A 15,133-nucleotide genomic window follows, 5' to 3' on the forward strand; every position below is an offset into this window, starting at 1 on the left:
TCAGGCGCTCTCGCGCTCGGAGCGCACCGGCGGCGGAGCCTTTGGCTCCGCCTCGGGGTGGCTGAGCCGGCCGGCGCCGCGCTCGAGCGCTTCGGGCAGCGTCTTGTCGCGCGAGCCGGGATAGACGAGGCCGGCGGAGATCACGAGCTTGGCCGCGTCCTCGAGGCTCATGTCGAGCACCACCACGTCCTCGGCCGGGAAGAACAGCAGGAAGCCGGAGGTCGGGTTGGGGGTGGTCGGCACGAAGACCGAGACCATGTCGGAGCCGTGCGACTTCTCCACCACCTCGCCCCGGGTCTGGGTCGAGATGAAGCCGATCGCCCAGATCCCCTTGCGCGGGTATTCGATCAGGCAGGCCTTCTCGAAGCTCGTTTCGGTCTGCGCGAACACCGTCTCGGCGATCTGCTTGACGCCGTTGTAGATCGAGCGGACCACCGGCAGCCGCCCGACGAGGCTCTCGCCCCAGCGCAGGAACGAGCGCCCGATCAGGCCCTTGGCGACCCAGCCGACGAAGATGGTGAACAGGATGAAGATCACCACGCCGAGGCCGCGCACGTTGATGAGGATGCGGTCCTCGCCCTCGAGCCCGAGGAAGCGGTTGAGCAGCTCGGTCGGGTGGTAGGCGTTGGGCACGAAAGGCCAGACGAAGCCGTCGACCCAGCCGACCACGGTCCAGATCAGCCAGACCGTCAGCCCGATGGGCGCGATCACCACGATCCCGGTCAGGATGTTGTTGCGCGTCCCCGCGAGCAGGCGTCCGAAGAAGCGCAGGCGCGGTTTGTGCGGCTCCGTGAGGTCCGGCTTGGTCAAGGTCTGGCCTTAAGTGACAGCGTCATCGGTATATCTAGGTGAAGCCGGAGGGCTTCACAACGGCTGCCCGCGCGGGGGCGGGCCGGCGATCATGCCGCGCCCAATTCCCGGGCGATGGCGGCGGCGAGGCGCGCGTTGTTGAGCACCAGCGAGATGTTGGCCTCCAGCGAGCGGCCCTCGGTGAGGGTGAAGAGCCGGTCGAGCAGGAACGGCGTCACGGCCTTCTGGCCGATCCCCTCCGCCTCGGCGTCGGCGAGCGCGCGGGCGATGAGCGGCGCGAGGGTCTCGGCGGGGATCTCGTCGGCTTCGGGGATCGGGTTGGCGACGAGCTGGCCGCCGGGCAGGCCGAGCGCGGCGCGCATGGCGTGGGCGCGGGCGATCTCGGCGGCGCTGTCCATGCGCAGCGGCGCGGCGAGGGGCGAGGTGCGCGACCAGAAGGCGGGTAGGCTGTCCTGGCCGTAGGCGATCACCGGCACGCCGAGCGTCTCGAGCACCTCGTAGGTCTTGTCGAGATCGAGGATCGCCTTGGCCCCGGCGGCGACGACGGTCACGGCGGTCTGAGCGAGCTCGTGCAGGTCGGCGGAGATGTCGAAGCTGGTCTCGGCGCCGCGATGGACGCCGCCGATGCCGCCGGTGGCGAAGACGCCTATGCCCGCGATGCGCGCGGCGATCATCGTCGCGGCGACGGTGGTGGCGCCGGTGCCGCCGGTGGCGAGGCAGGCGGCGAAGTCGGCGCGGCTGAGCTTGCGCACGTCGCTGCGCTGCGCCAGCCCCTCGAGCGCGACGGCGTCGAGCCCGACCCGGAGCTTGCCGTCCACCACCGCCATCGTCGCCGGCGTCGCGCCGCTCTCGCGCACCGCGTCCTCGACGGCGCGGGCGGTCTCGAGGTTCTTCGGCCAGGGCATCCCGTGGGTGATGATGGTGCTTTCGAGCGCGACGAGGGGGCGGCCCTCGGCGCGGGCCTCGGTGACCTCGGGGCTCTCGGCGATGTGGATCATTGGGGGGTGTCTCCGGATACGTAGGCGGCGGCCGCCTGAAGGGCGCGCTCGAGCGCCGCCTCGGGGGCGGCGCCGGCGAGCTCGGCGGCGATGTGGGCGGCCATGAAGATGTCGCCGGCGCCGGTGACGCGGGTGACGAGGACGGCGGGCGGGGTCTTGGTCAGGCTGCGGCCCGGCGCGGCCTCGGTGGCGGACGCGCCGCCGTCGGTGACAAGCGCGCGCGCCGCGCCGCGCGCCAGCAGCGCGTCGGCGGCCTCGGCGGAGCTGGCGAAGGTGGTCTGGCAGAGCAGCCCGGCCTCCTCGAGATTGACGTAAAGCGTCGCCGTCGGGTGGCCGAGCAGCGCCTGGAGCCGCAGCGCCTTGCCCGGCGAGGCGGGGGCGACGCGGATGTCGGCGCGGGCGAAGAGCGGCGAGACGGCGATCTCGCGCAGCAGGTCCTCGGTGAGGTTGCCGTCGAGCGCCACCGGCCCCGCCCACGGCGCCTCGGGGCTGCCGAGCCGGCCGTCGCCGAGCGGGCGCAGGATCTTGTCGCCGGCGCGCTCGAGCGAGTGGGCGTCGGCGATGGCGGCGATCAGGCCGTTGGCGCCCTCGATGGCCATGTAGTTGTCGGTGGGCAGATCCTCGGAGCGGTAGGCGTGCGCCACCTCCATCCCCATCGCCTCCGCCTCGGCGAGCAGCGCGTCGCCCGCCGCGTCGCGCCCGAGGGCGGCGAGCAGGGCGGGGCGCAGGCCGAAGCGGGTCAGCGTCATCGCGATGTTGAGCGCGACGCCGCCGGGCACGCGGGTGATGTGGCCGGGCACGTCCGAGCCGAGGCGCATCGTCGAGGCCGAGCGCCCGATCACGTCCCAGAGTACGGCGCCGATGCAGAGGATGTCGGGCGTCTTGTCCATGCCGCCTCTTTGGCGCGTGCCGGAGGGGGCGTCAATCGCGCCGCGACCGCCGGCGCGGGTGGCGGGCGGCGGCGCCTCCGGCGGGGATATTTGCAGGACAGAGAGGGGGGCGTCACTCGGGGACGGCGAAGGTCAGGCTGGCCCAGAGGCTTTCCCACGCCGCACCCCGCTCGGCGGCGAGGTCGCCCAGGGGGCTGCGCAGGATCACCGCGTCGACGAGGTAGCTGTGCCCGGGCGCGACCGGCAGCGTCACGATGCCGTCGCCGTCGGTGCGGTGCAGCGTGACCTCGACGCTGCCGTCGGGCGCCTTGTCGAACAGCTCGACCTGCGCGTCGGCGCGCGGCGCGTCGCCGTAGAAGACCTGCACGTCGATGCCGTCGCTCATGTCGCCGGTGTAGGGGTTCTCGAGCGCCACGATCTCCGTCTCGAGCCCGATGTGGCTGTCGGCGCCGTCCCCCGCGCCGACGGCGACGAGCGCCTTGGCGTGGCGGGTGTAGACCTCGCGGAAGTTCTCCATCGGGTGGCCGGCCTCCGCGTGGCGGGCGGGGACGTCCTCGAAGCCCTTGTGCTCGACGAAGCGCATGAAGTCCTCGAACGTCTCGTAGTCGACGTTCATCGGCGTCGAGACGTAGGCCACCACCGTCAGCCCCTCGGCGGGCGCGGCGAGCGAGAGCGCCGGGCGGTCGCCGACCCGTGCCTCCACCGGCGCCGCGAGGCCGCCGCTGAAGATCTCGAAGCGCGAGAAGCGGTTGGGCAGGTAGGCGTAGGTGGGTCCGTCGAAGATCTGGCCGTTGACAAGGTGAGCTTCAACCGTACCGTCGGGCGCGACCGTGTAGTCGAGGGGTTCGATCCAGAATTCGTGCGCCAGGGCAGGGGCGGATAACAGGCTCAGCGCGACTGAGCCGGAGGCGAGAAGGGCAAGACGCATGAAGGGTTCCTCGTTGGCTGGGCGCAGGGTGTCGCCGCGCGCGCTGGTGTCAAGACTTGCCCTTGCGGTGCTGGCGATGTGGCTGATGCTCGCCGGCGGCGCGGCGCGGGCGCACGAGGTGATGCCGGCCATCGCCGACATGACGCGCCAGGGCGACGAGCTGGTCTTCGAGGTCGCCGCCAACGTGGAGAGCTTCCTCGCCGGGATCGACCTCGCCGCCGTCGAGGACACCGACGCCGCGCCCGAGGCGCAGGATTACGACCGCCTGCGCGCGCTGCCGCCCGAGGCGCTGGAGGCGCAGGTGGCCGAGTTCTGGCCGCGCATGGCGGACCTGATCGAGGTGCGTGCCGACGGCGCCGCGCTGCCGCTCGAGCTGGTGGCGGTCGAGACCGACGAGGTGGGCGACGTGGAGCTGGTGCGCGACACCCGCCTGACCTTCACCGCGGCGCTGCCGCCGGGGGCGGAGAGCGTCGAGGTCGGCTGGGCGCCGCGGCTGGGAGCGCTGGTGCTGCGCCAGCAGGGGGTCGAGGCGCCTTGGGACGGCTACCTCGAGCCGGGCGCCACGAGCCCGCCGATCGCGCTCGCGGGCGGCGGGCAGGCGAGCGGCTGGGGGGCGCTGCTGGCCTACATCCCCGTCGGGATCGACCACATCGTGCCGCTCGGGCTCGACCATATCCTGTTCGTCCTGGGGCTGTTCTTCCTGTCGACCCGCCTCGGCCCGCTGCTGTGGCAGGTCAGCGCCTTCACCCTGGCGCACACGATCACCCTCGCCGCCGCGGCGCTCGGCTACGTCACGGTGCCGGCGTCGGTCGTCGAGCCGATCATCGCCGCCTCGATCGTCTACGTCGCGGTCGAGAACATCCTGCGCGGCGGGCAACTGACGCCGTGGCGGCCGGCGGTGGTGTTCGGCTTCGGGCTGCTGCACGGGCTGGGCTTCGCCAGCGTGCTGGGCGCGTTCGGGCTGCCGGAGGGGAGCTTCCTGCCGGCGCTGATCGGCTTCAACATCGGTGTCGAGCTGGGCCAGCTGGCGGTGATCGCGGTGGCGTGGCTGATCTGCCGCGCGGCGATGCTGCGGGGCGGCGAGGGCGCGCGCGGGATGGCGGCGCTCTACCTCGCGGTCGGCATCGTGGTGCTGCCGGCGCTGGCGGTGCCGATGGCCGGGCTCGGCCCCGAGATGCAGGCCGCGTGGCAGCCGCTGCTCCTGGGCGCGGGTGTGCTGTTCGCCTTCAGCGCCATTGCGCTGAGCGTGCGTGCCGTGGGCGCGTGGGAGATGGCGGTGGCGATGCCGGCGAGTGCGCTGATCGGGTTGGTGGGAGCCTGGTGGGTCGTGGAGCGGGTGTTTCTTTGACGGAATTGACCTAGCGTCAGTTAACGTTTGATCGGGCGGCGGTCGACCGGCAAACTGTCGGGACTTGATGCTTTCTACATTTCGCACCGGGGCCGCTGCCGGTCCCGGCCAAGTCATTCGGCCGTGCCGGTGCGCCGGCATTGGCCCAGGGCGGGAGTATTTCGCCAATGCCTTTCCGGAAATCCGACATCGACGCCGCCCTCGACCCCGTCTCCAGCACGGAAATCGACCGTGCCCCCACGTTGGGCGGGTATAGCTTGAATGCCGTCTCCGAGGACGGCACCAGCGCGACATTGACAATCGTCGGCGCGGTCAGCGTGCTGCGTTTCTACGACGCCTCGGGCGAGGTCACCAAGATCCTGAGGTTCGGTTCTGACATAGGCACGAGGCCGGCTGCCCTGGACATGACCGCCGACGGTCATGTTCTGCTGATCCACCAGAACAATTCGCAGACGACGGCGACGCTGCAGGAATTCCGGCCGGACGGCACGCAGGTCGGGGACGACGAGCCGATCGACCTGCCCCTCGGGCGAACCGTCGTCACCGACCTCAGAACGTTCGATGACGGCGGTTACGCGATCCTCGGCCTGTCGTCGCATGCCGTGATCCGGCCCACGCTCCTCATCTACGATGCGGATCACGAGCTTGTCGACCGCACAACGCTGCAGAGCGATGCCTCCATCGACATCGTCTCCTTCGGCGTCCGCCCCGGAGCCGATCCGGGACCGGGCAAGCCGGCCATCGTCGTGGCCTACGCAAACGAACTGCAGGTGTTCGATCGGCAGGGGCGATTGCTGGACAAGGGGCCGATCAGCGAGGACACCGAGTCGGTCCAGATGTCGCTCGAGGCGCGCATGGACGCGACCGGCACGATCTATGTCAGTTGGATCAAGCGCGAGGGCGACGATTTCAGGAGTGGCCCGCAGGACCTCATGCTGCGCCGCTTCGAGCCGGACCTGACGCCGGTCGACGCGGTCGAGAAGCACCTCGCCGACGTCTTGCCGCAACAGGCGCTGCTGGAGGTGACGGCCGACGGGCGGGTTCACGTCGCGCATCGCGCGGCGGGCGGCGATCGCGTCGTGCGCAGCTACGACGCCAAGATGAATCTGGACGAGTTGCAGGAGTTCGACCCCGATCCGCCTGGACAGTTCACCATGCTGGACCTGGCGCTGAATTCCAGCGGCACGCGTGTGTTGCTCACGAGCGAGACCATAAACGGCTCGGGCATCCCCGGTATCACCGTGACCGGCACCAACGGGCACAACGAGCTGCAGGCGGGCATCGGCTACCATCGCGGCACCGACGGCGACGACCGGCTCGACGGCAGCGCGCTCAGCCGCGACCTGATCGATGTGCTCGAAGGGCGCGGCGGTGACGACACGCTCAAGGGACACGACGGCGACGACCAGCTGTTCGGCGACGACGGCAAGGACAAGCTGCGCGGCGGCAAGGGCGACGACACCGCCAAGGGCGGCGACGGGCGCGACGACATCAAGGGCGGCGACGGCGACGACAAGCTCAAGGGGCAGGACGGCAAGGACAAGCTCAAGGGCGAGAAGGGCGACGACAAGCTGCGCGGCGGCGACGGCAACGACAAGCTGCGCGGCGGCAAGGGCGAGGACGACCTGAAGGGCCAGGACGGCAAGGACGACCTCAAGGGCGGCCGCGGCGACGACAAGCTCAAGGGCGGCGACGGCAAGGACAAGCTCAAGGGCGAGAAGGGCGACGACAAGCTGCGCGGCGGCGACGGCGACGACAAGCTGCGCGGTGGCAAGGGCGAGGACGATCTCAGGGGCCAGAGGGGCGACGACGACCTCAAGGGTGGCAAGCACGACGACGTGCTGCGCGGCGGCAAGGGCAACGACCGGCTCGACGGGGGCAGGGGAGACGACAAGATGAAGGGCGGCGGTGGCCGTGACGACTTCGTCTTCACCGAGCTGCAGCGGGGCGAGCGCGACGTCATCAAGGACTTTGACGCCGGCCGCGACGACCTGGGCTTCCGGGCGAGCGAACTCGGGCGCGGCCGCCACGACTTCGACGACCTGCGCATCCGCGACATCGGAGACGACACCAGGATCGTCGTTGACGGCCATGTCATCGTCCTGCGCGGCGTCGATGCCGACGACCTCTCGGCGGGCGACGTGTTCTTCTTCTGAGACCCGGCCCGGCCCCGCCGCCACGCCGCCCTTGCGCCCGGCGGCGGGATCGAGTAAAGCGCGCGCACTCAATCCCGCAGGCGGGGGCGGGCTTCCGGGAGAGACATCCCCGGCAGTCCACCGGTTGGCATCACGCTGATCCCCCGCCGAGGCTCAAACCGGAAAGAAGGATAGCACATGGCTCTTCCCGAGTTCACCATGCGCCAGCTGCTCGAGGCTGGCGTTCACTTCGGCCACCAGACCCAGCGCTGGAACCCGAAGATGGCCGAGTACATCTACGGCGCCCGCAACGGCATCCACATCATGGACCTGACCCAGACCGTGCCGATGCTCGACGCGGCGCTGCAGGCCATCCGCGACACCGTCGCCAAGGGCGGCCGCGTCCTCTTCGTCGGCACCAAGCGCCAGGCCCAGAAGCCGATCGCCGAGGCCGCCGAGAAGTGCGCCCAGTACTACATGAACCACCGCTGGCTCGGCGGCACGCTGACCAACTGGCAGACCGTCTCGCAGTCGATCAACCGCCTGCGCGCCATCGACGAGGCCGCCGACGTCGGCTTCGAGGGCCTGACCAAGAAAGAGCGCCTCGGCATGGAGCGCGAGCAGGCCAAGCTGACCGCCTCGCTCGGCGGCATCCGCGAGATGGGCGGCGTGCCCGACATGCTGTTCGTCATCGACGTCAACAAGGAAGACCTGGCCATCGCGGAAGCCAAGAAGCTCGGCATCCCGGTCGTCGCCGTCGTCGACACCAACTGCTCGCCGGCCGGCGTCGACTACGTCATCCCCGGCAACGACGACGCGGCCCGCGCCATCGCGCTCTACTGCGACCTCGTCAGCCGCGCCGCGCTCGACGGCATGTCGGCCCAGCTCGGCGCCGCCGGCGTCGATCTCGGCGAGATGGAAGCGCTGGCCGAGGAAGCCCTCGCCGAGGAGCGCGGCCAGTCCGCCGCCGCCGCCGACGCCGAGGCCGCCCCGGCCGAGAGCACCGGCGTCGAGACCGGGCACAACACGCCCGACGTGCCCGAAGAGGCGCCGCTCGACCTCGACAACAAGGAAAAGGGCGAGAAGGTCTCCTGAGACCGACCTCGTCGCTGACCTGACCTGTGCCGGAGCTTCGTCTCCGGCACACATCCGCATTCGAAGGAGACACACGATGGCGGTTACCGCTCAGATGGTGAAAGAGCTGCGCGAGAGCACCGGCGCAGGCATGATGGACGCCAAGAAGGCGCTGACCGAGACCGGCGGCGACATGGAAGCCGCGGTCGACTGGCTGCGCACCAAGGGCCTCGCCAAGGCCGCGAAGAAGTCCGGCCGCACCGCCGCCGAGGGCCTCGTCGCCGTCGCCGTCGAGAACGGCACCGGGGTCGCGGTCGAGGTGAACTCCGAGACCGACTTCGTCGCCAAGAACGCCGACTTCCAGAAGATGGTCGGCGAAATCGCCCAGGCCGCGCTCAAGGCCGACGACGTCGACTCGCTGCTCGCGGCCGATCTCGGCGGCAAGACCGTGCAGGACACCGTCACCGACCGCATCGCCACCATCGGCGAGAACATGTCCGTGCGCCGCATGGCCAAGCTCACCGGCGGCAGCGTCGTCACCTACGTGCACAACGCCGCCGCGCCGGGCATGGGCAACATCGGCGTCCTCGTGGCGCTGTCGGGCGAGAACGAGGCGTTCGGCCGCCAGGTCGCGATGCACATCGCCGCCGCGAGCCCCGCGTCGCTGTCCGAGGCCGACCTCGACCAGTCCGTCGTCGAGAAGGAGCGCCAGATCCAGATCGACATCGCGCGCGAGAGCGGCAAGCCCGAGCAGGTCATCGAGAAGATGATCGAGGGCCGCATGAAGAAGTTCATGGCCGAGGTGACGCTGCTGGGCCAGCAGTTCGTCGTCAATCCCGACCAGACCGTCGCGCAGGCCGCCGAGGAAGCCGGCGTCGCGATCACCGGGTTCGTCCGCCTGCAGGTCGGCGAGGGCATCGAGAAGAAGACCGAGGATTTCGCCGCCGAGGTGGCCAAGGCCGCGCAGGGCTGAACCTCCAGCGTCCGTAATTCGAAAAGGCCCGCCGTTTGGCGGGCCTTTTTCGTGGTGCGCAATGAATGCGCACCCTACGCCGGTCCGACGGTTCACACGCCCGCCTGACGCAAAGAGGCCGCCCCGGAGGGCGGCCTCTTCATCGCGCGCGGGTGCGGGCGATCAGTTCTCGTCGGTGATCGGGTCCTGGGACTCGTCGCGGGGCTCGGGGCCGCGCGGGTCTTCGTCGTCGAGGCCGGCGGCGCCGATCTCGTCGAACAGGCCCTGGATCTCGAACTCGGCGGCCGCTTCTTCCTCGGCGGCGAGCTCCTGGATCGACTTGCCCGACGCCTGCAGCTCGGCCTCTTCGGGCGAGCGGGCGACGTTGAGCTTGATCTCGGCGGTCACCTCGGGGTGCAGCTGCACCTCGACCGTGTGCAGGCCCAGCTCCTTGATCGGCGCGAGCAGCTTGACCTGCTTGCGGTCAATCTCGAAGCCGCCCTCGCTCGCCGCGTCGGCGGCGTCACGGGTGGAGACGGAGCCGTAGAGCGCGCCGCCGTCGGAGGCGGAGCGAATCACGACGAAGGACTGCCCGTCGAGCTTCTCGGCGAACTTCTCGGCTTCGGCCTTGCTCTCGAGGTTCTGGGCCTCGAGCTGCGCCTTGTCGGCCTCGAACCGGGCCTTGTTGGCCTCGTTCGCACGCAGGGCCTTGCCCTGGGGCAGCAGGAAGTTGCGGGCGTAGCCCTCCTTGACGGAGACGATCTCGCCCATCTGGCCGAGCTTGGCGACGCGTTCCAGCAGGATGACGTCCATGGCTGTTACCTCACTTCACGGCGTAGGGCAGGAGCGCCAGGAACCGGGCGCGCTTGATCGCCTGGGCGAGCTGACGCTGGTTCTTGGAGCCGACGGCGGTGATGCGCGACGGGACGATCTTGCCACGCTCGGAGACGTAGCGCTGCAGGGTGCGCGTGTCCTTGTAGTCGATCTTCGGAGCGTTCTCGCCCTCGAACGGATCGGTCTTGCGGCGGCGGAAAAACGGTTTGGCGGCCATTGCTTAGGGTCCTTTCTTCAGCCGGTCAGGAGCGGTCGCGGCGGCGGTCGGCCCGCTCGTCACGCTTTTGCATCTGGATCGAGGGGCCTTCCTCGTGCTCGTCGACGCGGATGGTGAGGACACGCATCACGTCGTCGTGCAGCCGCATCAGGCGCTCCATTTCCTGCACGGCCGGCGCGGGCGCGTCGGTCTTGAGGAAGGCGTAGTGGCCCTTGCGGTTCTTGTTGATCTTGTAGGCCATCGTCTTGACGCCCCAGTACTCGGTATCGACGACCTTGCCGTCGTTGTCGGCGAGCACCTGGGAGAAGTGTTCGATGAGGCCCTCGGCCTGCGCGTTGGAGAGATCCTGACGCGCGATGAAGACATGCTCGTAGAGCGGCATGCGGACTCCGTCACTGTATCGGCGCATTTCAAAGGGCAGGCCTGTGTCTGCCTTCCGCGTCCTGCCCACGAGAGACTGCGCAGTTCAATCGGGTATCACGGAAGGGAAGCGGCCTTATAGCGGCTGGCCGGGGAATCGCAAGCGAAGTTGTGCGCCGCCGCGCGCCGCGCTACGTGGGGGCCAGCGAACAGGAGGTAGAGCCATGCGTGCATTCGTCTTTCCGGGTCAGGGCTCCCAGGTCATCGGCATGGGGCGCGAACTGGCGGAGGCCTATCCGGAGGCGCGCGCGGTGTTCGACGAGGTCGACGCGGCGCTCGGGCAGGACTTGTCGGCGCTGACCTGGGAAGGCGACATCGCGGATCTGACGCTGACCGAGAACGCCCAGCCCGCGCTGATGGCGACGTCGATGGCCGCGATGGCGGCGCTGGCCTCGGAGGGCGTGACCGTGAGCGCGGCCGACTACGTCGCCGGCCATTCGCTCGGGGAGTACACCGCGCTCTGTGCCGCCGGCGCGCTGAGCCTCGCCGACACGGCGCGGCTTCTGAAGGTGCGCGGGCAGGCGATGCAGGAGGCGGTGCCGGTCGGGCAGGGCGCGATGGCGGCGCTGCTGGGGCTCGATTACGAGACCGCGCGCGCCGTGGCCGAGGAGGCCGCGGGCGACGACGTCTGCCAGGCGGCCAACGACAACGACCCCGGGCAGGTGGTCGTCTCGGGCCACAAGGCCGCGGTGGAGCGGGCGGTGGAGATCGCCAAGGGCAGGGGCGCCAAGCGCGCGGTGATCCTGCCGGTCTCGGCCCCGTTCCACTCGTCGCTGATGGCGCCAGCCGCCGAGGTCATGGCCGGGGCGCTCGACAAGGTGACCTTCGAGGCGCCGGTGGTGCCGGTCGTGACCAACGTCTCCGCCCGCCCCGTCACCAACCCCGACGAGCTGCGAGCGCAGCTGGTGGAGCAGGTCACCGGCTCCGTGCGCTGGCGCGAGAGCGTGGCCTGGATGGCGGGAGAGGGCGTCGGCGAGGTCTGGGAGATCGGTGCGGGCAAGGCGCTGTCGGGGATGATCCGGCGCATCGACCGCGCGGTCGCGACGCGCACCGTCGCCACGCCGCACGAGGTCAAGGACGCCGCCGCGAGCCTCGCGGGCTGAGGCGCAACGACAACATCGAGGAGATAGGGACATGTTCGACCTGACGGGCAAGAGCGCGCTGGTAACCGGCGCATCGGGCGGCATCGGCGGCGCCATCGCCGAGGCGCTGCACGGGGCGGGAGCGACGGTGGGCCTGTCGGGCACCCGCACCGGGCCGCTCGAGGAGCTGGCCGGCAAGCTCGGAGACCGGGCGCACGTGCTGCCCTGCAACCTCTCCGACGCCGAAGCCGTCGAGGCGCTGCCCAGGCAGGCGGCCGACGCGATGGGCGGGCTCGACATCCTCGTCAACAACGCCGGCATCACCCGCGACCAGATCTTCATGCGGATGTCCGACGAGGACTGGGCCAGCGTGATCGAGGTGAACCTCACCTCCACGATGCGGCTGTGCAAGGGCGTGATCCGGCCGATGATGAAAGCGCGCTGGGGGCGGATCGTCAACATCTCCTCCATCGTCGGCGCCACCGGCAATCCCGGGCAGGCCAACTATGCCGCCGCCAAGGCCGGGATGGTGGGGATGTCGAAGTCGATCGCCTACGAGGTCGCCACCCGCGGCATCACCGTCAACTGCATCGCGCCGGGCTTCATCGAGACCGCGATGACCGACAAGCTCAACGACGAGCAGAAGGGCGGAATCCTCGGCCAGATCCCGATGAATCGCATGGGCAGCCCCGACGAGATCGCCGCCGCCACGCTCTATCTCGCCTCGCCCGAGGCGGGTTACGTCACGGGCACGGTGCTGCACGTCAACGGCGGGATGGCGATGTTCTGAGGGTTGCCGGGTGGCAACTTGAAAGCGTTTGCGTCATATGGAATCTCTGCTATAGGCGGCGCAATCTCCGGGGGCGGGGCCTAGTCAAAGGCCCGTTTTCGGGCAGTATATGCCAAGACCGGGCCACCTGGCCCCAAGATAGAGGACACTGGACATGAGCGACGTCGCTGACCGCGTGCGCAAGATCGTTGTGGAGCACCTCGGTGTGGAAGAGGACAAGGTGACCGAGAATGCCTCGTTCATCGACGACCTCGGCGCCGATTCCCTGGACACCGTCGAACTCGTGATGGCGTTCGAAGAGGAGTTCGGGATCGAGATCCCCGACGACGCGGCCGAAACGATCCAGACCTTCGGCGACGCGGTCAAGTTCATCAAGGAAGCCCAGCAGTAAGCGCGGGCCTCCGGCCGGCATACCGGCCACGGTTTCAGGAAGGGCGGTCCCGCGCGGGGCCGCCCTTCTTCGTTGCCAAACCCGCATGACGGAGCGGCCCATGCGGCCTCGCGAGCGCTCTCGGCGTTGCGTCTGGCGCTCAAGATGTCCATATGGCCCCCGACAGGGCAATCGCGCCCGGCGACAGACGAGGAGTTTCCATGCAAGGCGGCGCAATAGCCCAGTTCATCCCGCTGATCCTGATCTTCGCGATCATGTATTTCCTGCTGATCCGGCCCCAGCAGAAGAAGCTTAAGCAGCACCAGGAAATGGTGAAGGCGCTGCGGCGGGGCGACCAGGTCGTGACCCAGGGCGGGCTGATCGGAAAGGTCGCCAAGGTCAAGGACGACAACGAGATCGAGGTCGAGCTGTCGCAGGGCGTCACCGTCCGCGTCGTGCGCTCGACGATCGCGCAGGTCATCAACAAGACCGAACCGGCCCAGGCCAAGGGTTGAGCCGCCACGGCGCCGCGACGGGGCAGGGCTCCGTCGTGGCAGGGCGGCATGGCCGGTCCGGCGCCCCCGGGCCGCGCGCCGCGCGCTGAACGATCGAAGGACGCCACATGCTCTACATCCCCCTCTGGCGGAGGATCCTGATCTGGCTGACCGTCGCGGTCGGCCTGTTCCTGGCCATGCCGAACTTCTTCTACGGCCGCGTCGAGCAGTCCAACGACGCCGAGAAGGCCATCGAGGCCGGCCTCAGCACCGAAGAGCTTGCCGCACAGGCCGCGCAATGGCCCAGCTGGCTGCCCGACGGGCTGGTCAATCTCGGGCTCGACCTGCGCGGCGGCGCGCACCTGCTCGCCGAGGTCAACGTCGCCGACGTCTACGAGACGCGGATGGACGGCCTCTGGCCCGAGGTACGCGACACGCTCGCCGCCGAGCGCGACACGCTCGGATTCGTCACCCGCGAAGACTCCGCCCCCGACGAGCTCAAGGTGCGCATCTCCGAGCCCGAGGGCGCCGAGCGCGCGCTCGAGCTGGCCCGCGGCCTCGCCCGCCCCATCGCCACCCTCAGCGGCGCGGGCGCCAGCGACATCGAGGTCACCGCCGACGGCCCCGTGCTGACGATCCGCCTCTCCGAGGCCGAGCGCGCCGCCACCGACGACCGCACCGTGCGCCAGTCGCTCGAGATCATCCGCCGCCGGATCGACGAGGTGGGCACCCGCGAGCCCTCGATCCAGCGCCAGGGCGACGACCGGATCCTGATCCAGGTCCCCGGCATCGGCTCGGCGCAGGAGCTCAAGGACATCATCGGCACCACGGCGCAGCTGACCTTCCAGCCCGTCGTCAGCCGCACCTCCGACCCGGACGAGGCGGCCGGCATGGGCAACGAGCTCGTGCCCGCGCTCGACGAGGAGGGGACGTACTACATCCTGGAGAGCGCCCCCGTCGTCACCGGCGAGGACCTCGTCGACGCCCAGCCCGGCTTCGACCAGAACAACCGCCCCGCCGTCACCTTCCGCTTCAACCCCGCGGGCGCGCGCCGCTTCGGCGACTACACCGCCGCCAACGTCGGCGCGCCGTTCGCCATCGTGCTCGACGAGGAGGTCATCTCCGCGCCGACCATCAACGAGGCGATCCGCGGCGGCTCGGGCATCATCACCGGCAACTTCACCGTCGAAAGCTCCACCGATCTCGCGGTGCTGCTGCGCGCCGGCGCGCTGCCGGCGGGTCTGACCTTCCTCGAGGAGCGCACCGTCGGCCCCGAGCTTGGCCAGGACAGCATCGACGCGGGCACCGTCGCCTGCATCGTCGCCTTCGCGGCGGTGATGGTGTTCATGGCGCTCAGCTACGGCCTGTTCGGGCTGTTCGCCAACGTCGCCCTGCTGGTCAACATCGCGATGATCTTCGGGCTGCTGTCGCTGATCGGCGGCACCCTGACCCTGCCGGGCATCGCGGGAATCGTGCTCACCATCGGCATGGCGGTCGACGCCAACGTGCTCGTCTTCGAGCGTATCCGCGAGGAGGTGAAGACGGCGCGCGGCCCCGCCCGGGCCATCGAGCTCGGTTACGAGAAGGCGCTCTCGGCGATCGTCGACGCCAACATCACCACCCTGATGACGGCGATCATCCTCTACGCGATGGGCTCCGGCCCGGTGCGCGGCTTCGCCATCACCCTCGGCCTCGGCATCGTCACCTCGGTCTTCACCGCGATCTTCGTCACGCGGCTGCTGATCGTGACCTGGTTCGACCGCCGCCGTCCGAAAACCATCGAGGTCTGAT

General features: G+C 69.8%; 16 protein-coding genes. 9 read left to right on the plus strand and 7 right to left on the minus strand.

The annotated features are described in order from the left end of the window. The 4 genes from OG2516_RS02135 to OG2516_RS02150 form a co-directional block, all read right to left on the minus strand. A complete protein-coding gene (locus OG2516_RS02135; protein WP_007253957.1) occupies window positions 1–810 on the minus strand; it encodes a DUF502 domain-containing protein in 810 nt (269 codons plus the stop codon). An 89-nt stretch (window positions 811–899) separates the two neighbouring features. After that, entirely contained in the window at window positions 900–1,808 is a 909-nt protein-coding gene (locus tag OG2516_RS02140) for a pseudouridine-5'-phosphate glycosidase (protein WP_007253958.1), read from the minus strand. Then, window positions 1,805–2,698, minus strand: coding sequence for a PfkB family carbohydrate kinase (locus OG2516_RS02145; RefSeq protein WP_007253959.1), 894 nt, complete (start codon window positions 2,696–2,698; stop codon window positions 1,805–1,807). The genes OG2516_RS02140 and OG2516_RS02145 overlap by 4 nt, the downstream gene beginning before the upstream one ends. A 112-nt stretch (window positions 2,699–2,810) precedes the next feature. Next, a complete protein-coding gene (locus tag OG2516_RS02150; protein ID WP_007253960.1) occupies window positions 2,811–3,626 on the minus strand; it encodes a DUF4198 domain-containing protein in 816 nt (271 codons plus the stop codon). A gap of 76 nt (window positions 3,627–3,702) precedes the next feature. On the opposite strand from OG2516_RS02150, the gene OG2516_RS02155 reads away from it, so the two are divergent. The 4 genes from OG2516_RS02155 (at window position 3,703) to tsf (ending at window position 9,156) form a co-directional block, all read left to right on the plus strand. After that, window positions 3,703–4,974 (plus strand): HupE/UreJ family protein, encoded by a 1,272-nt coding sequence (locus OG2516_RS02155; protein ID WP_050769101.1) that lies wholly within the window; start codon window positions 3,703–3,705, stop codon window positions 4,972–4,974. 140 nt (window positions 4,975–5,114) lie between these two features. Then, window positions 5,115–7,130: a collagen-like domain-containing protein gene (locus OG2516_RS20505; protein ID WP_156799260.1), complete on the plus strand. Its 2,016-nt coding sequence runs from the start codon at window positions 5,115–5,117 to the stop codon at window positions 7,128–7,130. A gap of 177 nt (window positions 7,131–7,307) precedes the next feature. Then, entirely contained in the window at window positions 7,308–8,204 is an 897-nt protein-coding gene (gene rpsB, locus OG2516_RS02165; protein WP_007253963.1) for a 30S ribosomal protein S2, read from the plus strand. Between the two features lie 76 nt (window positions 8,205–8,280). After that, on the plus strand, window positions 8,281–9,156 hold the full coding sequence (gene tsf, locus OG2516_RS02170; RefSeq protein ID WP_040614888.1) for a translation elongation factor Ts: 876 nt from the start codon (window positions 8,281–8,283) through the stop codon (window positions 9,154–9,156). Window positions 9,157–9,318: 162 nt separating this feature from the next. Here the strand turns inward: tsf and rplI are convergent, their stop codons facing one another. From rplI to rpsF, 3 genes are read right to left on the minus strand one after another with little or no spacing between them, the layout of a single operon-like run. Beyond that, the gene (gene rplI / locus OG2516_RS02175; RefSeq protein WP_007253965.1) at window positions 9,319–9,948 is read right to left on the minus strand and encodes a 50S ribosomal protein L9; all 630 of its coding nucleotides are present in this window, start codon (window positions 9,946–9,948) and stop codon (window positions 9,319–9,321) included. 10 nt (window positions 9,949–9,958) lie between these two features. Next, the gene (gene rpsR, locus OG2516_RS02180; protein WP_007253966.1) at window positions 9,959–10,186 is read right to left on the minus strand and encodes a 30S ribosomal protein S18; all 228 of its coding nucleotides are present in this window, start codon (window positions 10,184–10,186) and stop codon (window positions 9,959–9,961) included. Between the two features lie 25 nt (window positions 10,187–10,211). Further along, window positions 10,212–10,568: a 30S ribosomal protein S6 gene (gene rpsF, locus OG2516_RS02185; protein WP_007253967.1), complete on the minus strand. Its 357-nt coding sequence runs from the start codon at window positions 10,566–10,568 to the stop codon at window positions 10,212–10,214. Between the two features lie 202 nt (window positions 10,569–10,770). Between rpsF and fabD the strand changes: the two genes are divergently transcribed. From fabD to secD, 5 genes are all read left to right on the plus strand, one after another. Further along, the gene (fabD, locus tag OG2516_RS02190; RefSeq protein ID WP_007253968.1) at window positions 10,771–11,709 is read left to right on the plus strand and encodes an ACP S-malonyltransferase; all 939 of its coding nucleotides are present in this window, start codon (window positions 10,771–10,773) and stop codon (window positions 11,707–11,709) included. Between the two features lie 31 nt (window positions 11,710–11,740). Continuing rightward, window positions 11,741–12,478 (plus strand): 3-oxoacyl-[acyl-carrier-protein] reductase, encoded by a 738-nt coding sequence (gene fabG / locus OG2516_RS02195; protein WP_007253969.1) that lies wholly within the window; start codon window positions 11,741–11,743, stop codon window positions 12,476–12,478. Between the two features lie 154 nt (window positions 12,479–12,632). After that, window positions 12,633–12,869 carry an acyl carrier protein gene (locus tag OG2516_RS02200; protein ID WP_007253970.1) on the plus strand — a complete coding sequence of 79 codons (237 nt, stop codon included), beginning with the start codon at window positions 12,633–12,635 and terminating at the stop codon, window positions 12,867–12,869. 200 nt (window positions 12,870–13,069) lie between these two features. Further along, window positions 13,070–13,363, plus strand: coding sequence for a preprotein translocase subunit YajC (gene yajC, locus OG2516_RS02205; protein ID WP_007253971.1), 294 nt, complete (start codon window positions 13,070–13,072; stop codon window positions 13,361–13,363). A 107-nt stretch (window positions 13,364–13,470) separates the two neighbouring features. Continuing rightward, entirely contained in the window at window positions 13,471–15,132 is a 1,662-nt protein-coding gene (secD, locus tag OG2516_RS02210; RefSeq protein ID WP_007253972.1) for a protein translocase subunit SecD, read from the plus strand. Window position 15,133: the final 1 nt, after the last annotated feature.

This window comes from Oceanicola granulosus HTCC2516 (genome assembly GCF_000153305.1).
GTDB lineage: Bacteria > Pseudomonadota > Alphaproteobacteria > Rhodobacterales > Rhodobacteraceae > Oceanicola > Oceanicola granulosus.

What these genes read in the sequence shown, in the direction of transcription:
- OG2516_RS02140 (WP_007253958.1), bottom strand. Translation starts at nt 1,808, where the DNA reads ATGATCCACATCGCCGAGAGCCCCGAGGTCACCGAGGCCCGCGCCGAG.
- OG2516_RS02145 (WP_007253959.1), bottom strand. Translation starts at nt 2,698, where the DNA reads ATGGACAAGACGCCCGACATCCTCTGCATCGGCGCCGTACTCTGGGAC.
- OG2516_RS02150 (WP_007253960.1), bottom strand. Translation starts at nt 3,626, where the DNA reads ATGCGTCTTGCCCTTCTCGCCTCCGGCTCAGTCGCGCTGAGCCTGTTA.
- OG2516_RS02155 (WP_050769101.1), top strand. Translation starts at nt 3,703, where the DNA reads ATGTGGCTGATGCTCGCCGGCGGCGCGGCGCGGGCGCACGAGGTGATG.
- rpsB (WP_007253963.1), top strand. Translation starts at nt 7,308, where the DNA reads ATGGCTCTTCCCGAGTTCACCATGCGCCAGCTGCTCGAGGCTGGCGTT.
- tsf (WP_040614888.1), top strand. Translation starts at nt 8,281, where the DNA reads ATGGCGGTTACCGCTCAGATGGTGAAAGAGCTGCGCGAGAGCACCGGC.
- rplI (WP_007253965.1), bottom strand. Translation starts at nt 9,948, where the DNA reads ATGGACGTCATCCTGCTGGAACGCGTCGCCAAGCTCGGCCAGATGGGC.
- rpsR (WP_007253966.1), bottom strand. Translation starts at nt 10,186, where the DNA reads ATGGCCGCCAAACCGTTTTTCCGCCGCCGCAAGACCGATCCGTTCGAG.
- rpsF (WP_007253967.1), bottom strand. Translation starts at nt 10,568, where the DNA reads ATGCCGCTCTACGAGCATGTCTTCATCGCGCGTCAGGATCTCTCCAAC.
- fabD (WP_007253968.1), top strand. Translation starts at nt 10,771, where the DNA reads ATGCGTGCATTCGTCTTTCCGGGTCAGGGCTCCCAGGTCATCGGCATG.
- fabG (WP_007253969.1), top strand. Translation starts at nt 11,741, where the DNA reads ATGTTCGACCTGACGGGCAAGAGCGCGCTGGTAACCGGCGCATCGGGC.
- OG2516_RS02200 (WP_007253970.1), top strand. Translation starts at nt 12,633, where the DNA reads ATGAGCGACGTCGCTGACCGCGTGCGCAAGATCGTTGTGGAGCACCTC.
- yajC (WP_007253971.1), top strand. Translation starts at nt 13,070, where the DNA reads ATGCAAGGCGGCGCAATAGCCCAGTTCATCCCGCTGATCCTGATCTTC.
- secD (WP_007253972.1), top strand. Translation starts at nt 13,471, where the DNA reads ATGCTCTACATCCCCCTCTGGCGGAGGATCCTGATCTGGCTGACCGTC.